The sequence below is a fragment of the Paenibacillus sp. FSL K6-1558 genome, from assembly GCF_038002565.1.
Taxonomy (GTDB): Bacteria; Bacillota; Bacilli; order Paenibacillales; family Paenibacillaceae; genus Paenibacillus; species Paenibacillus polysaccharolyticus.
The window spans coordinates 6,280,897-6,298,036 of the sequence record NZ_JBBOCV010000001.1 but is presented as its reverse complement, the minus strand read 5'-3'; the positions used below and the strand labels follow the sequence as shown (position 1 = coordinate 6,298,036).

Annotated in this window: 18 protein-coding genes; all 18 read right to left on the bottom strand. The window is 44.9% G+C overall.

Annotated features, from left to right (window positions below; genetic code table 11):
* Positions 1 to 73: 73 nt before the first annotated feature.
* A complete protein-coding gene (frr, locus tag MHI38_RS27420; protein WP_090923843.1) occupies positions 74 to 628 on the bottom strand; it encodes a ribosome recycling factor in 555 nt (184 codons plus the stop codon).
* The gene (gene pyrH, locus MHI38_RS27415) at positions 628 to 1,356 is read right to left on the bottom strand and encodes a UMP kinase (RefSeq protein WP_090923844.1); all 729 of its coding nucleotides are present in this window, start codon (positions 1,354 to 1,356) and stop codon (positions 628 to 630) included. Before pyrH ends, frr begins: the two co-directional genes overlap by 1 nt.
* Before the next feature lie 231 nt (positions 1,357 to 1,587).
* Entirely contained in the window at positions 1,588 to 2,238 is a 651-nt protein-coding gene (tsf, locus tag MHI38_RS27410) for a translation elongation factor Ts (protein ID WP_154886352.1), read from the bottom strand.
* A gap of 123 nt (positions 2,239 to 2,361) precedes the next feature.
* Entirely contained in the window at positions 2,362 to 3,060 is a 699-nt protein-coding gene (rpsB, locus tag MHI38_RS27405; protein WP_024630243.1) for a 30S ribosomal protein S2, read from the bottom strand.
* A 243-nt stretch (positions 3,061 to 3,303) separates the two neighbouring features.
* Positions 3,304 to 3,894, bottom strand: a complete 591-nt coding sequence (locus MHI38_RS27400) for an endolytic transglycosylase MltG (RefSeq protein ID WP_154886353.1) — start codon at positions 3,892 to 3,894, stop codon at positions 3,304 to 3,306.
* A 2-nt stretch (positions 3,895 to 3,896) separates the two neighbouring features.
* Positions 3,897 to 4,478, bottom strand: a complete 582-nt coding sequence (locus MHI38_RS27395) for a hypothetical protein (protein ID WP_154886354.1) — start codon at positions 4,476 to 4,478, stop codon at positions 3,897 to 3,899.
* Between the two features lie 63 nt (positions 4,479 to 4,541).
* Positions 4,542 to 4,856: a hypothetical protein gene (locus MHI38_RS27390; RefSeq protein WP_154886355.1), complete on the bottom strand. Its 315-nt coding sequence runs from the start codon at positions 4,854 to 4,856 to the stop codon at positions 4,542 to 4,544.
* A gap of 51 nt (positions 4,857 to 4,907) precedes the next feature.
* Positions 4,908 to 6,317 carry a DUF342 domain-containing protein gene (locus MHI38_RS27385; RefSeq protein ID WP_154886356.1) on the bottom strand — a complete coding sequence of 470 codons (1,410 nt, stop codon included), beginning with the start codon at positions 6,315 to 6,317 and terminating at the stop codon, positions 4,908 to 4,910.
* 59 nt (positions 6,318 to 6,376) lie between these two features.
* Positions 6,377 to 7,165, bottom strand: a complete 789-nt coding sequence (locus tag MHI38_RS27380) for a FliA/WhiG family RNA polymerase sigma factor (protein ID WP_090923849.1) — start codon at positions 7,163 to 7,165, stop codon at positions 6,377 to 6,379.
* Between the two features lie 15 nt (positions 7,166 to 7,180).
* Positions 7,181 to 7,621, bottom strand: coding sequence for a hypothetical protein (locus MHI38_RS27375; protein WP_090923850.1), 441 nt, complete (start codon positions 7,619 to 7,621; stop codon positions 7,181 to 7,183).
* Positions 7,622 to 7,624: 3 nt separating this feature from the next.
* Positions 7,625 to 8,122 (bottom strand): chemotaxis protein CheD, encoded by a 498-nt coding sequence (locus tag MHI38_RS27370; RefSeq protein WP_090923851.1) that lies wholly within the window; start codon positions 8,120 to 8,122, stop codon positions 7,625 to 7,627.
* Positions 8,115 to 8,735: a chemotaxis protein CheC gene (locus tag MHI38_RS27365; protein ID WP_090923948.1), complete on the bottom strand. Its 621-nt coding sequence runs from the start codon at positions 8,733 to 8,735 to the stop codon at positions 8,115 to 8,117. Before MHI38_RS27365 ends, MHI38_RS27370 begins: the two co-directional genes overlap by 8 nt.
* Positions 8,736 to 8,744: 9 nt before the next feature.
* On the bottom strand, positions 8,745 to 9,206 hold the full coding sequence (locus tag MHI38_RS27360; RefSeq protein WP_090923852.1) for a chemotaxis protein CheW: 462 nt from the start codon (positions 9,204 to 9,206) through the stop codon (positions 8,745 to 8,747).
* A 42-nt stretch (positions 9,207 to 9,248) separates the two neighbouring features.
* Entirely contained in the window at positions 9,249 to 11,339 is a 2,091-nt protein-coding gene (locus tag MHI38_RS27355; protein ID WP_341181883.1) for a chemotaxis protein CheA, read from the bottom strand.
* A gap of 32 nt (positions 11,340 to 11,371) precedes the next feature.
* Positions 11,372 to 12,823 (bottom strand): protein-glutamate methylesterase/protein-glutamine glutaminase, encoded by a 1,452-nt coding sequence (locus MHI38_RS27350; protein WP_154886358.1) that lies wholly within the window; start codon positions 12,821 to 12,823, stop codon positions 11,372 to 11,374.
* 32 nt (positions 12,824 to 12,855) lie between these two features.
* Positions 12,856 to 13,743 (bottom strand): MinD/ParA family protein, encoded by an 888-nt coding sequence (locus MHI38_RS27345; RefSeq protein ID WP_090923855.1) that lies wholly within the window; start codon positions 13,741 to 13,743, stop codon positions 12,856 to 12,858.
* On the bottom strand, positions 13,740 to 15,104 hold the full coding sequence (gene flhF, locus MHI38_RS27340; protein WP_253495435.1) for a flagellar biosynthesis protein FlhF: 1,365 nt from the start codon (positions 15,102 to 15,104) through the stop codon (positions 13,740 to 13,742). The genes MHI38_RS27345 and flhF overlap by 4 nt, the downstream gene beginning before the upstream one ends.
* A complete protein-coding gene (gene flhA / locus MHI38_RS27335; RefSeq protein ID WP_253495437.1) occupies positions 15,101 to 17,134 on the bottom strand; it encodes a flagellar biosynthesis protein FlhA in 2,034 nt (677 codons plus the stop codon). Before flhA ends, flhF begins: the two co-directional genes overlap by 4 nt.
* Between the last annotated feature and the right edge of the window lie 6 nt (positions 17,135 to 17,140).

Here is a 17,140-nt window from a genome sequence, read left to right as displayed (position 1 = left end):
TCCCTGAAGTTTCTTCATCTGAAGCTTGGAAAAAGAGACAAAACCCCACCGTATTGGAGGGGCTGCGCTTGTCTTACACTTCCATGATTTCTTTTTCTTTGGCAGCAAGTACCTTATCGACTTCAGCGATAAATTTATCAGTCGACTTTTGGATGTCGTCCTGATGTCTCCGGGATTCATCTTCGGAAATCTCGGACTTTTCCATTTTCTTAATATCATCATTCGCATCACGGCGAATGTTACGAATCGCAACTTTACCTTCTTCGCCAAACTTTTTGGTTAGTTTGACAAGCTCAGCTCTACGCTCTTCCGTCAGCGGCGGAATAGCGAGACGAATCATACTGCCATCGTTAGCCGGGGTCAGACCCAGGTCTGATTTCATAATCGCACGTTCGATATCACTCATCGCTGATTTGTCCCAAGGCTGAATCATCAATGTCCGGGAATCCGGTGTACTGATATTTGCCAATTGGTTCAGAGGTGTCATTGCACCATAATACTCAACTTGCACACGATCCAGAAGAGCAGGCGTTGCACGACCTGCACGCAACGTAGCTAGGTCACGGCGCAATGCCTGAATCGCTTTTTCCATACGCTCTTCAGCATGTTGTTTAACTGCTTGTGGCATTAATCTACACTCCCTTTAACGATTGTTCCGATACGCTCGCCCAGAACAACACGTTTGATGTTACCTTGTTCAGTAATGTTGAATACAATCAACGGAATGTTGTTATCCATGCAGAGCGAGGACGCCGTTGAATCCATTACGCCAAGGTTTTTGTTAAGTACATCCAGGTATGTCAACTGCTCAAACTTTTCAGCTGTGCTGTCTTTGAATGGATCTGCCGAATAGACACCATCCACTTTATTTTTGGCCATCAAGATCACTTCTGCTTCAATCTCCGCTGCGCGCAGTGCTGCTGTTGTATCCGTGGAGAAGAACGGATTACCTGTACCTGCTGCAAAAATAACGACACGGCCTTTCTCCAGATGACGAATGGCTTTACGACGAATGTACGGCTCAGCAATCTGCTGCATAGCAATTGATGTCTGCACACGAGTTGGCACTTCAATCTGTTCAAGTGCGTCTTGCAGCGCCAGAGAGTTCATCACCGTCGCGAGCATACCCATATAGTCCGCAGTTGCACGATCAATCCCGTTTTCACTGCCAGCAATGCCGCGCCAGATGTTTCCTCCGCCGCATACAATCGCAACCTGTACGCCAAGCGCAACTACATCTTTTACCTGCTGGGCAATGGATGAGATCGTTACTGCATCAATGCCATAGCCGTTTTGACCGGAAAGAGACTCTCCGCTCACCTTTAAGACAACACGTTTAAATACTGGCTGTTCCAATTGTTCACCCTCCACTTTGAATTGAACACCTTCCAGTGTCCAACCAACAAAACTTCTCGCGCATGGACTCCTGCTTAAAAAGAAAGGAACACAGAAGTGTTCCGCTCTTTTAGGAAAAACAAATTGCCGTTCAGTCATTGTTTTCCTGAGATATAAGGGAGTTTACGCTTCGAAGTTTCATCATTCTTATATCTTCGAAAATCAATCCTGCTTTGTCGGCTTGATAACGTCTTATTTGTTAACTTGGGACATAACTTCTTCTACGAAGTTATCCACTTTTTTCTCCAAACCTTCACCCAGTTCGTAACGAACGAAACGACGGATGGAGATGTTTTCACCAATTTGGCTGATTTTTTCATTCAACAATTGGGAAATTGTTTTGTCTGGATCTTTAACAAAAGTTTGTTCCAACAGGCAATATTCTTCGTAGTATTTACCGATACGGCCTTCAACCATTTTTTCAATGATTTTTTCTGGTTTACCTTCGTTAAGAGCTTGAGCTTTCAAGATTTCTTTTTCTTTTTCCAACTCATCTGTAGGAACTTCTTCGCGTGTAACATATTTAGGATTAGCTGCAGCGATTTGCATAGCTACGTCTCTAACGAAATCCTTAAATTGATCTGTTTTACCAACGAAGTCAGTTTCGCAGTTAACTTCAACCAAGACACCGATACGTCCGCCAGCGTGGATGTAAGATTCTACAGCGCCTTCAGTAGCTGCACGACCTGCTTTGCTTGCTGCTGCAGAAAGACCTTTTTCACGCAACAATTCAGCCGCTTTCGTTACATCACCGTTGGCTTCTTCCAGTGCTTTCTTACAATCGAGCATACCAGCGCCCGTTCTTTCGCGAAGTTCTTTTACTGCACTCGCATTAACTGCCATTATAAATTCCCTCCAGATTAAGTATTGTACGTACACGTACACTCTAAAAAAAGGGCAGTGAGAGGTTATCCACCTACCAACCACCCTTTACATTTAATTCATGAATGTTATGTTCGAAAACTATTAAGCGGAAGTTTCTTCGCCTTGGTTAGCTTCGATAACGGCATCAGCCATTTTACCTGTCAGCAATTTAACAGCGCGGATCGCGTCGTCATTACCTGGGATAACATAATCGATCTCGTCTGGATCGCAGTTAGTATCAACGATACCAACGATTGGGATACCCAATTTGCGAGCTTCAGCAACAGCGATACGCTCTTTGCGTGGATCGATGATGAACAGGGCGCTAGGCAGGCCTTTCATATTTTTAATACCGCCCAAGAATTTCTCGAGACGATCTTTTTCTTTGCGAAGCAAGATAACTTCTTTTTTAGGCAGAACAGCGAAAGTACCGTCTTCTTCCCAAGCTTCCAACTGTTTCAAACGATCAATACGTTTTTGAATAGTAGAGAAGTTAGTCAGGGTACCGCCGAGCCAACGTTGGTTAATGTAGAATTGACCAGCGCGTTCAGCTTCTTCTTTAACGGAGTCTTGAGCTTGTTTTTTAGTACCTACGAAAAGAATAGTACCATTCTCGCCTGCGATTCCTTTAACGAAGTTGTAAGCCTCTTCGACTTTTTTCACCGTTTTTTGCAAATCGATGATGTAAATTCCGTTTCTTTCAGTGAAGATATAACGATCCATTTTTGGGTTCCAACGACGAGTCTGGTGACCGAAGTGTACCCCAGCTTCGAGAAGCTGCTTCATGGAGATTACTGCCATCTTCACACACCTCCTAATATGGTTTTTTATTGTGTCCTCCGCCAGCATCATTTTTCGCTAAGACTCTCCATTAGGAAAGCACCCTCAACAAAATTAGCACAGCGTGTGTTTTAACACCGTTATCTAATATATCATAAGTGTCAGTCTGTTGCAACATTATCTAAATCTAAATTTTATAGTTACATTATATCAAAAATAATCCATCTACCATCAAAAAGAACCGTCCAGTCCGAGCATGTACGCTCAGCTTGACGGTTCTTTGGTAATTTTGGCGATAATCGACTTAAAACTCTCACCCTTTTCAAGAGAGTATGTGCCCACTTGAATTTTTTTATTAATACCTTGAGACTTCCCTGCCTTGATAAAGGCTTGTGCATCGTCCACAATACCGGCTTCTTTCAGATTTTCGGCAACCATAACCAAACTATTTCCAGAACGAACCTTAAATGTTACGGCCGGTCCATTAGGTTTAGTTGGCGTCACAGGTGTATTCGTCTTGGGTTGATCTGTCTGTGGCTGCGTTGGTTCTGTCGGTTCTGCAGCAGAGGTGGTTTGCTGTGGTTTTTCAGCTGACTTCCCTTGCATCTGGCTGCTTTCCTGCTTTTTCTTTGACACCCATTCGGCTTCAGTATATAACTCGTCCTGAGTACCAACCAGTTTCATATCCAGACTCTTTGCTGCTGTTTCCAATTGTTCTTTCGTCCAATTGTCACGTTGTACCGGTTCCAAATTACTGTCAGACAGGGCTTTTTGCCCCACCGTAGCTAGTTGAAGCAAGATTGCTCCTGTAATCATGCCACTTCCTATACCAATCCACAAAGATCGCTTGTCCATGGTCAGCTCTCCTCCCGCTCTGCAAGCTGCAGTATTAATTGCACCTCACCAAGCTGTATGCCTGTTTGTCTAGAAATAGCATCCATAGACTTTCCTTCATCATGTAGCCTAAAAAGCTCTGTGTAACGATCTTTAATCGATTCACGCTTCTGATCTTTTTCTTGCTGCGGGTTATCTTGTAGCTCTGATGCTGATGCAATTTGTTGATTCGTTTCAGCCCTGACACTGTCCATGAGGCTTTGTGCTTGTAACCCCTCTGATCTCTGACCCGTTATGTTCTCTGCAGTGCTGAATTCAGTTGTCTTAACCTTTTGCTGCTCCAGCTGGTCAAGCCGTTGTTGTAATTCCTGAAGCTGTGACTGCATCCGATGATCTGCTGCGGTGGCTTCACCTTTGAGTTCAGCCACACGTTGAATAAGAGCATCGTTATCTTGTTCAATCTCTGTCATATAATGTTCGAGCGTTGACTCCATCTCCTGCACCAACTGATGCGATGGTTGCTGTACTTTGTCCTTACGAGGCATTATGAATGCATAAGCAATTGCGCAAGCTCCTAATATGACAATAATGATCCATGGTGACAAATTGCTTCTCTCCTTTTGTTACGACCACCCTCGGGCGCAAGCTTCCAGCATGTTTGTAGTCTTTTACATAGACAGATCAATATGTTTACCTTTGTAGGGATGTTCAGCAAGTTTCAAGTGCTCCTGATCATCCATCGTCTCCCGTCCATCAGTCCCACTATGCTGGTCTCGCCCGTCTGCATGACCATCTCGTACCGAAGTATGCGATGTCTCAGCCATGGCTTCACTGCGCTGCCGTGCCTCATTGGCTTCTTTATTCGTCTGTTCGGCGAGCAGATTCTGGTCAGTAACCGGTCTCTGCTGGGCTTCACTTTGATATCGTCCCGCTTCACTCGTTCGCGGTACCGCAATCTGCAACTCCACTGCTTTGAAACTCATACGCTCACCTCACGGTTTCGAATGGATTTCCTCAAAAGGATGTTGCTGGTTTTAAACGTACGGCACCATGGTAATATCTCCGTCCTGATAATAAAATGACATTCGGCTAACGGGATCTTTAATAAATTTCGTATATCTGCCGATAACTATTTTAGAGCCCCCGTAGATCATCTTCAAAATATCAACACGAGCTCTGCTTGTATCTTCAAGTACCTTTTCAATTTCCAAGATACGCATTTTCATTTCTTCACTCTGATGAAGAGCCGATTTTTGAGTTGAGTTTAATTTGATTCTCATCGCCATCTTGTCTGGCGTTAGTTGTCCTGCTGCAGCCAGCTGATCAAGTAGAGTCAATGCTTTCTTGGTTTTATCCAAGGAGCCCATCTGTTCTCTCATTTCTTTACGCAATTCATTCATTTCGTTTCGGAGTCTTGGTAGCACGCCAACCTCAATCGAGGTGACTGTCGACATCGTGTTACCAATAACACGCGCAGATACGTGCTCTCCGGCCTGTGTTGAGCCGCCAACGATAAGTCCTTTTGTTCCTGCACAGATTACAGCATGACCCGCACGGACATTGGAGTGCATAATACTTTGGGATACAAGTACATCTTCACCTGCATCAACATTGCCTTCTTGAATGAATGTGCATTTCACATGATGCCCGGCATGAATTAAACCTTTGTTGTAACCGATGATGCCACCGGTAATTTCGATAGAGCCACCTGCCTCCAGTTCTGCTCCTTCGACACCTCCGACGACACGAATGTCACCTGCCGCTTTTACCTTAAAGCCAGTTAGTACATTGCCTCGGATCACGACATTACCTACAAAGTCAATATTTCCATGCTTATAATCGACATCACCATTGACTTCGTACACTGGAAATACGTTAAGCTTGTTTCCATCTGTCCTGCTCACCAAGCCGTCAATTGCAGCATACATCGCAGAACCGTCAGGACTGACAACAACGTTTTTTCCAACTTTGAATCGGGCTTCTTTTCCGGAACGAAAAGGGATTTCTTCACCAGTCACTGCTTTACCTGGTGTGCCATCTACAGGATCGATACGCTTTGCAATGATCTGACCACTGCGCACATTATCTAACTGTATCAGCTCTTTGTAATCCACTTTTCCATCTTCTGCTTCAAGTGGCCGTTGCTCTCTGTCATCTTCTTTACCAATCAAAACTTGAATATATCCATCAATCCCTTGTACAGGAGAAACGCCTTCGGCTATCTTGCATTTATCTTTCAGGTAGGCAGACGGGTTATTCACAAATACTAGTAATGCTTCTCGCAATAGACCATGCTTAACGCCCTTGCTCTCCACAAATTGTTCAAGCTCTTCCGTGGTACAGGAAAAGCCTTCTTCTTCGTTGTAATATTCAAGATAAGCGATGCATTTATCATCGGATAAAACAACGTTTAGTGATTTTTCCATAACAGTCCGTTGTGTCAACGCAGATCTTCCTCCTTATTAGCCTGTCCACTCCCTATACGTATCTTAACTTCTGCTCTCTAGTCTTTACGCATCAGTAGATCTTTTTGTTTATCCAGTGTGCCGCGAAGCCGCAATATAGCTTTGGAATGTAGTTGGGAGATACGAGACGGCGAAAGAGACATGACCTCTGCAATTTCACTTAAAGAAAGGTCTTCGTAATATAAAAGGGAGACCACCGTTCGTTCTTTCACTGTCAGCTTCTCAAGCCCTTGGACCAGCGCTTCTTTTAAATAAAATTCATTGACTTTATAATCCGGATTTTTGGCTTTTTCATCTACCATTAAAGACAGACGTGTCTCTGACTCTTCTTCCCGGATCGGATCTTCCAGCGAGCAGAGCGACATAACTGCCACCTCCTGAAGCATATGTTGAAAATCCTTTGTTGACACGTCCAGATACTGGCTCATTTCTTCATCACTCACAGAACGCAAATAGGTCTGCTCCAATTGCTGGTAGGCATCTTCAATCCGTTTCGCTTTTTCACGTACAGATCTGGGAACCCAGTCTCCTTGACGCAATCCGTCGAGTATGGCTCCGCGAACCCTCCATGAAGCATATGTCTCGAATTGCAAGCCTCGTTCATAATCGAATTTTTCCAGTGCATCAATTAGACCCATTACCCCGTTGCTTTCCAAGTCATCTTTCGGAACGTTTTTGGGTAAACCAACGGCCAGACGGCCTGACACATAGTTAACAATATGAAGATATTTTTCGATCAACAATTTCTTTGCTTCAAGATCTCCGTATTCTTTCCACTTTTCCCACAGATCTGAATGGTTCAAATGTGAAGCTTTACGCTCGTTCAATTGCTTTCACCCTCCTTATTTGTCTGTCAGGTGACGAACGGCCTGCGCCAACTCCTCCGGGTCCTTGGTCCGGACAAGTTTAGGCGGATCCAAGGGAGCAAATCCCGTTGGAGCTTTCGTCTCAGATGGCGGATGATTAGCCCCGGCGGAGTCGCTCTGTCCGTTCTTGAGCAAGTCATTCAGCTCTTGTCCATCGTCTTCGAGTTTGATGTCCACCTGTGAACCTCTTAGATCTTGAGTGCCCTCTGAAGCATAACCAGATCCATTTTCTACATGAGGGCTAAACAATATGCCCAATCCCCAACGCAGACCATATGCAAGAACATACCAGGCTGCGAATCCAATTAATCCGCGTATTAAACTGGTCATCAACACATTGCTGCTGAATGCTACAAAAAAAGTCAGAACGAATCCGACTATGCCTGCTCCAAGATTAATGCGGTAGTTTCCTATCATGTATTATAATTCCTTTACACCCATTTGTACGCTGCGAATAGTTAAAAGTCCTGTCTCACAATTCATTTCGATAGTTCGACCGTAATTTCCTCCTGTATCTTCGCCCAAAAGTGGAATTTTGAGCTGTTCCAACATTTCTCGACAGGAGTCTGCATTTCGCGGTCCAATTCGCATTGTATCTCCTGCACCCGAGAAAGCAAACATCTGCGAACCTCCGGCCATCTTAGATACAATTCGCGATTGAGACGCGCCCATTTTCAGCATCTTCTCAAGCAATTCTGGCAATGCTGTATCCGCGTATTTAGCCGTGTTCAAATTACCCTCCCGGGCAATCTCTGAACTCGGAAGCATGACATGTGCCATTCCAGCGAGTTTCAACTGTGGGTCATACATCGTTAGCCCCACACACGACCCTAAGCCAGTTGTACGGATTACGCCAGGAAGTTGAGCGATATTCAGATCCGCCATACCGACTTTAACGATGCTTTTGTCCTCAATCATTGTCCAGTGGCACCCCTAGCGATTCAAAAATCTTTGCAAATGACGGCGGATCAGGAATCAGGAAAAATTGCCCTTCTACTTGATCTCTACCTTCAAAGAAAGAAGTATCAATTAACAATGCCGCATCGCCCATCTCTCCAAATTGCAACAGTCCATAACTAAGGATTGCTCCCGCCATATCAATTGCAAGCCCCGGCACCGTTGGGTACATCGATAACTTTGTGAAATCCGCCAGAGAAGACAGGTAAGATCCAGCCAGAATGTTTCCGATCTCAGATAGAGCTGAATGTTCCATTTCAGTGAACGCCAAACCTTCTTTCAGCTCAAAACCAGCGAGGCGGTTCAACAACAATTTAGCAGCCTCTGGTGTCATCATAAAGAAGAGATTACCAGGCGCTTCACCTTCTACACGAAGAAATATTGTGACTACAATGCGCTCATCACCACCCACTTTTTCAGCAATCTCCTCAAATGGAAGCATCTGAACGGTGGGTACGCCCATATCAATCGGTCTGTTAAGGAGTTGAGACAACGCCGTAGCGGCGTTGCCTGCTCCAATATTACCGACCTCTTTGAGCACATCCATTTGGAAACCCTCAAATCGGTTAAACATCTCCACGTGCTAGCCCTCAACACTTTCCAGCTGCACAATCTCGCTTTTATTTAATACTTCGTTAAGGTTAAGCATAATCAACAAGCGGCCATCATCCAATTTTGCAACACCACGAAGATATCTCGCTTTCACGCCACCAACCACTTCAGGCGGAGTATCGATCGAACTGCTTTTAATGTCGATAACATCATTGGCAGAGTCAACGATAAAACCAACCTGCATATCGTCAACACCAACAATGACGATCCGCGTTTGATCTGTATATTCCGTTTCCGCAAGGGAGAAGCGTCCGCGGAGATCAATAACCGGAATAACAACACCACGCAGGTTGATAACTCCTTTTACAAATGAAAGTGTTTTGGGAACGCGGGTAATGGGCATCATGCGCTCAATAGTCTGAACCTTGTCTACCTCAATTCCGTACTCTTCGGTTCCCAATTTAAAGACGATGACCTTCAACTCTTCTTCCATGTAAAAAACCTCCCTATTCGATTTAAAACTCCATTACTATGCTTATTTAATAAATGCGTTTGGATCAAGAATCAAAGCCACTTGTCCATCTCCAAGTATCGTCGCACCGGAGATTCCTTCAATCGCAGGAAGATACGTGCCCATAGACTTCAGAACTATTTCGCTCTGACCAATGAATTCTTCAACAGCGACAGCTGCCAGACGCTCTCCTTTTCGAATCACAACAATCTCAGTTTCTTTCTCATCCGCATCGTTGAAATCCGGCACTCCGAAAACTTCGCTTAATGACAGATAAGGAATCAAAGACTCGCGGAACGTAATCATTTTATTACCATGGATATTACGAACTTGCTCTCGCTGTACAATCGCGGTCTCTACGATCGAAGACAATGGAACTGCATACTTCTCTGAACCAAGTCGTACCAGCATCGCTGCAATGATAGACAGTGTCAATGGAAGCTGTACGGAGAAGTTAGTACCTTTGCCTGGAGTCGACGTAATCGTTACATTACCGCCAAGCGAAGTGATTTTTGATTTTACAACGTCCAGACCTACTCCGCGGCCTGAAATATCCGAGATTTTATCAGCTGTACTAAATCCAGGGGCGAACAACAATTGATTGACTTCATCATCGCTCATTTTCGCACCTTGCTCCTCCGTCACAACGCCTCGTTTGATCGCTGTTTGCAGGAGTTTGTCACGATAAATCCCTTTACCATCATCTTCAATCTCAATAAACACGTGGTTACCACTGTGGAAAGCTCGCAGGTTAACTGTACCCATTTCCGGTTTTCCAGCCGCAACCCGCTCCGAGATCGATTCAACACCATGGTCAACCGCATTACGCAACAGATGCACAAGCGGATCTCCGATTTCATCAATAACCGTTCTGTCCAGCTCTGTTTCAGCACCTGTAATGACGAGATCGATCTTTTTATCCAATGTTTTAGCCAAATCACGAATCATCCGTGGGAAGCGGTTAAAGACGGTATCAACCGGAACCATCCGCAATTTCAGTACGATGTTCTGCAAGTCCGTACTCACACGGCTCAAGTGAGCTACAGTATCCGACAGATCGTTATTGCCTGTCTCACTTGCTAATTGTTCAAGGCGTGAACGGTCAATCAATAATTCGCTGAACAAGTTCATCAGCACATCAAGACGCTCAATGTCAACACGAATTGTGCGTGAAGGTGCGGCTGCCTGTTTTGGCGTTGCTGCCTTCGCGGGAGCTGCTTTGCCTTCTTCTTGAGGTTTAGAATCTAAAACAGGCGTATCCTTACCAACCTCAGGTGCTGGTGCTGGTGCTGGTGCTGGTGCTGCTTCTACCGCAACCGCGGCTGCCGCCTGATTGGTCATCTGTTGCAACGTTTCTTGATCCAGCTGAATCAATTTGGCACTCTCAATTTCCGAGATGCTCATAATACCCTTTTCCAGTTCTTGCGCCTCTTTGGTCGTTATGTAATACAACGAGAAACTGCGCTCAAACTTCTCTTGCTCGATATCCTGAACAGAAGGATAGGCTTTAACAACCTCACCTGAACGCTCAAGCATGTCAAATACCATGTATGCCCGAACACCTTTTAACTGACTATGCTCACTCACAAGGACGTCAACGTAGAATACACGGTGACCTTCTGCGATCGACTGATCAAGAACTGAATATTGGAATTCATCCAGTTCTACAGCATTGGAGATCGAGGAGTTCGTTTGCTTGTCTACCTTTGCAACAGGAGCACTGCCTCCTGTCCATTCGCCACTTTCAATAGCCTGAAGCGAAGCAACAATGGAGGAGACATCCGCTTTACCTTCACCGCCACCTGTAATATCCTGAACCATAGTCTCCAAAGCATCCAAACTTTTGAACATGGTGTCAAAAATGTAATCCTGCATTTTCAGCTTTTCATTACGAACCATATCCAGTACATTTTCCATTTTGTGTGTCAGTGAAGCCAAATCCTCGAACCCCATGGTTGCCGCCATACCTTTGAGAGTATGAGCTGAACGGAAGATGACCTGCACTATACCCAGATCTTCCGGATTCGCTTCTAGTTGTAGCATGTTTTCGTTAAGAGATTGTAGATGATCGTTAGACTCATCAATAAACATGGATAAATATTGGTTCATGTCCATTGTGAGGCACCTCCTCCGTAAGTTACACTCCGTTATTTCACTGCTTGAACAAGTTTTGACGCAATCTCCTGCAGGGGCAGAAGATGACGCACGCATTGCAGCTCCACAGCTGAACGCGGCATACCATAGACAACACAAGTTTCTTCATTTTCGGCAAACGTTGATGTGACTCCAGTCTCGTATAATTTTTTCATCATACGCGCCCCGTCGCTCCCCATACCTGTCAGAAGAACAAGATGTCGTTGTAAAGATGTAAACGGCAGAAGCGACTCAAACATCGTATCCACTGAAGGTCTGTGACCATTCACCTGTTGATCCTCACTCAACTTCAAGATAAACCTTCCATCTGCTGTCTTGTGAACTCTCAAATGGAAACCACCAGGTGCGATATAAGCCGTTCCTTTTTTAAGCACCATACCGTCTTCTGCCTCGACTACATGGAGCGGACTAAATGTATTCAACCGTTGTGCAAGTGAACGGGTGAAATTAGGCGGCATATGCTGCACAATAATAACTGGCGCCGGCAAATCCGATGGCAACTGCTCCAATAAAGTCTTGAGAGCTCTTGGTCCACCGGTTGAAGAACCGATCGCAACAAGTTTGTTGAACGATCCTTCCGATCCCGCTGAAGTTTTAAAAGCCGTATTAAGTTTAGTTGGCTCCTTCGCAGGAACAGGTGCAGACGCAGAACTGGTTGCTGGCTGTTTCGTCTGGAGTCGAGGAACCTCTGGCGATCTAACCTCTTTACGAGCTTGCAGTGAACTCACAGGCGGCTTACTTGGTATATCCGTTTTCGTACGAGGAGATTGATCAGGCTTACCTAAGCCATCCTTTTTCGTGATCGTACGCTCCGATTTCGGAGGAGAAAGCGGGACACTCGGTTGCTTTTTAGCCTGTAAGACTCCAGTACGCTCTTCAAATGAATTCTCTCTTTTTGGAAGTATCGGCGGAACTGTTTTTTGAAGCGGTTCAACAACTTCCTTCGACGTTTCTTCCTTCTTTACCGGTTGTGCTGGAGGAATTACAGTATTGCGGGAAGCCTCCATTTTTTTGATCGATTCTTTACGCTCAGCTTTTCGCTTCACTTCATGCATGGCAGCACGCATTCGTTCAACCAATGCTTTACCAACCTGAGCAATATCCTGATCATGCACAACAGACGGCTTACGAATAAAGTCAAATGCACCAGCTTCGAGAGCCATAATTGTCTCTTTCATACCTTGTTCATTAATACCAGAGAGCATAATCACAGGAATGAAGGAATCCTCCATTATGGATTTAAGCGCATCCAGCCCATTCATTTCCGGCATTTCAACATCCATTGTGATCATATCAGGTTTCAACTCTAATGCTTTTTGTATGGCTTCTTTGCCGTTTGACGCTGTGGCCGTAACCTTGAACTCTGAGTCCGCTTCAATTAAATCCGTCACAATTTTGCGCATAAAAGCGGAATCATCGACAACCAATACTTGATAGACCGCCATATTGTGTCACCTCTGTTTCCTTTTTTCAGAAATCATGTTGTTCGTTTAAGCCACTTTTTCATAAATCCTCTGATTCCTGACAAGGTTCCGGATTCCGGAGCTGCAGGTACAGCCAGATATCGAAGAGCAAGTTTTTGTATATCTTTAGAAGCCTTGCAATGAGGATAGGCTAATCGATAAGGCATCTGTTTCTTTACTGCTGTCACAACCTGAGCATCCTCTGAAATATACCCTAGAAGCGGGATATCTGTTTGCAAAAACCTTCTCGCCACTCCAGCTATTTTATCTGCTACACGCTCCGCCTCCCTTTCATCTTCAACCCGATTTACGATCATTCGAAAAGGAGTTGCGTGCTCCTCGCCGTGCATGACTTTAACTAAGGCATAAGCATCTGTTATTGAAGTCGGTTCAGGAGTAGTTACAATCAGGCATTCATCAGCAGCGCCGATGAATCTCATATTTTCCCTGGAAAGGCCAGCCCCGGTATCGAAAATGACGTAATCCATCTCTTGCGCAATGTCCTCTACCTCACTGGCAAAAAACTCCAGATCCCGATCAGACAAGGAGAATAATTCCTTCATCCCCGACCCCCCCGCAATATATGGCAGGCCATCAGCACCAAGTTGTATGATTTCCCTTATAGTTTTATGTCGGTATAAAAGATGATACAGATTATAGGAAGAAGAAGTTCCCATTAAAACATCGATATTTGCCATACCGATATCTGCATCAAACACCAGCACTTTTTTACCCATAGAATGAAGAGTCAGTGCAAAGTTTAATGTGAAATTGGACTTGCCTACCCCACCTTTACCACTAGCTACCGTAATAATTTTGGAGGAACGGCTACTCACTTTGCTTGTATCGCTCTCGAGTGGCGTGGAGACCAAACTTCGGAGTGATGCTGCCTGATCCTTCATTGTGTCCCGTCTCCCAATAACGCATGGGACAACCATTCCACATTGGGCTTCAGCAGATCATCAGGAACATTCTGACCATTTGCCACATAAGCAAGTTTGAGCGGGAAACGATGTAGAAGATTAAAGAGCGGACCGCAAGTTCCTGTTTCATCCATTTTGGTAAAGATCACTTTATCCAATCCATATTTACTGAAATGCTCAGTAATCTGTACCATATCCATGCTTTTCGCAGTCATACTCATCACCAGAAAGGTTTCACTGTTCTCAACTGGAGCAAGTAAACTCTGCAGTTCGGAGACAAGCAATTCATTTCTATAGTTTCTGCCTGCCGTATCCATAAAGATCAGATCGCAGTTTTCTAGCCGTGATATGGCACGTTGCGTATCTCCTGGCGACTGCACAACTTCAAGCGGCACGTTCAGAATCGATGCATACGTTCTTAGCTGTTCAACTGCAGAGATACGGTACGTATCTGACGTAATAAAACCAACTTTACGCTGTTTTTTAAACATCTGCTCCGCAGCCAGTTTGGCAATCGTTGTTGTTTTTCCTACTCCTGTAGGTCCAGCCACATATACAATTCGAGTGCTAGGCATGATGCCCTCTTGAATACGGTCTTTCAGAAAAGTCGCTATCTCCAACCGAAGTGCCTCTTCAACATCCGATTCTTGCAATTTACCATCAGCTAACCCCTGCTCAATAGGTTCAAACCAGGATTCCCATACTTCTGGCCAAATTTCTTGATCCGCAAGCCGCTCCTGGCTCTTCATTAATTCTTCAGGAATTGTTGTCGCAACTGTTCCTTGCTTGGAAAGCTTGGTCATCATCTGCTTCAAGTCCTGTAGCTCGTTCAACAGCATATCCTGCTGCTGATCCATACCACGATCTTGGATACTAGGCGTTGAACCCGAAAAATCCGCCCCTTGCGGTCGCGGTTTATGCTCACTGCTCAGAAAATCTGAGCCGTAATCCATTTTTTCATCTATTCCACTTGATTTGGATACAGATGGAACAGCCGCCGTTTTCTCCTGCCCTTTTTGGTCCACCGCCGCTACAGTTTCCCTTGCATCGGAACCCCCCACAAACGAACGAGCGGTCTGAGCATAAGCTTCAGGTACAAAAGAACGAGGCACAGGCGTAAATGAATTTTGCGCCTTCTTGACAGAAGAACCATTCTCCTGATTAGGCTGCTCTTTATCTACTGCTGCAACCACTTCGATACGTTTTTTGCGGAACATCCCGAGCACTCCGCCCACCTTGATTTCTTTGGTGGACAGAATGACGGCGTCACTTCCCAGGTCTTTGCGAATTTGAAGCATAGCTTCGGGCATGGTCTCAACAACGTATTGTTTTACTCTCATAAGTTCACCACCCCGATACTTTGAATTTCAACATTCGGCTCCAACTCGCTATAGGAAAGCACCGGAATATCCTGCATCGTTCTTTCAATCACCTGACGCAGATACATTCGAATGGTTGGAGAAGTTAGCACGATGGGTTGTTGACCCGATTGAATTAATCGATTTACTTGTTCACTCAGCTTTTGGTACACACTTTGAGTAGAGACTGGATCCAGTGCAAGATAGCTACCTTGCTCTGATTGTTGCACACTTTCAGCAATTTTCTTCTCAAGTCCTGGTCCAACCGTGATCACTTGAAGGGTTTCACCTTTTTGCGAGAATTGCTGTGTAATCTGACGAGATAACGATTGTCTAACGTACTCCGTTAACACATCTGGATCCTTCGTATAAGTTCCATAGTCTGCAAGCGTTTCAAAAATGGTAACCATATCTCGAATCGATACTTTTTCACGTAGCAGCTTCGCTAGTACCTTTTGTACATCACCAATCGAGAGAACGGAAGGAATTAACTCATCCACCAGTGCAGCATAATTCTCTCTAAGGTTGTCCACAAGTGCCTTCGTCTCTTGTCTTCCAAGCAATTCGTGCGCATGTTTCTTGATTAGTTCTGTTAGATGAGTCGCAACGACAGAAGGCGGGTCAACTACCGTATATCCAGCGAGCTCTGCCCGATCTTTAGTCACTTCATCAATCCATAGCGCAGGCAAACCAAATGCCGGCTCTGTTGTTTCGATTCCTGTTACGGATTCTTCATCATATCCAGGACTCATCGCGAGATAATGGTTCAGAAGCAGTTCCCCGCCACCAACCGCATTACCCTTAATTTTGATCACATACTCATTAGGTCTTAATTGAATATTGTCACGAATACGGATCACTGGTACCACCAAACCCAATTCAAGCGCACATTGTCTTCGGATCATAATGATCCGATCCAGCAAGTCTCCGCCTTGTTGATTGTCAGCCAGAGGAATCAAACCGTAACCAAACTCAAATTCAATCGGGTCCACCTGAAGCAAGTTAATAACACTTTCAGGACTTCTGACTTCTTCAATCTGTTGTTCTTCTTCCAATTGCTCTTCTGCTTCCTGTTTCAAATTCAGATTATTCTGCATTCTCCAGGCGGCAAAAGCAAGAACACCTGCGAGCGGCAATGTTGTAATTACATGAATTGGCGTAAAGAATCCCAGCATCGCGATGACAAAAGCTACGATATAGATGAGTATCGGATATGTAAACAACTGGCCAGTAATATCATCTGCCAAGTTTCCTTCCGATGAGGCTCTGGTAACAATCAATCCCGCTGCAGTTGAAATAAGCAGTGCGGGAATCTGGCTAACCAATCCGTCCCCGATAGTCAGCACCGAGTACGTGGAAAGTGAAGTTGCAAAATCGTAACCATGCACCGTCATACCGATAATAAATCCACCGATCAGGTTGATTAGGAGGATGATAATACTTGCAATGGCATCCCCTTTTACGAATTTGCTGGCACCATCCATCGCTCCATAAAAGTCGGCTTCGCGTTCAATTTTGGAACGGCGCTCACGCGCCTGCTGTTCATTAATTAAACCAGCATTCAAGTCGGCATCAATACTCATTTGTTTACCAGGCATAGCATCAAGCGTGAACCTTGCTGCTACTTCAGCTACACGTTCGGAACCTTTGGTAATAACGATAAACTGTACGACCACCAGGATCAAAAATACGATAAATCCAATGGCTATTTGCCCGCCAGCTATCCAGCTCCCAAATGTTGCAACTACCGCTCCTGCATCCCCTTTACCAAGGATCAGCTTCGTTGTTGAGATGTTGAGTGCCAATCGGAACAACGTAGTAATGAGCAACAACGCCGGAAATATGGAAAACTGCAGCGCTTCTTTGCTGTTCATGGCAACAAGCAGAATCATCAAGGCAATTGAGATGTTGACAACAAGCAACAAATCGAGCAGCCAGGCCGGGATCGGGAGAATCATCATCAACACAATGCCGATAATACCCGCAAGGATAGCTAAATCTTTTGTTTTCAATGAATG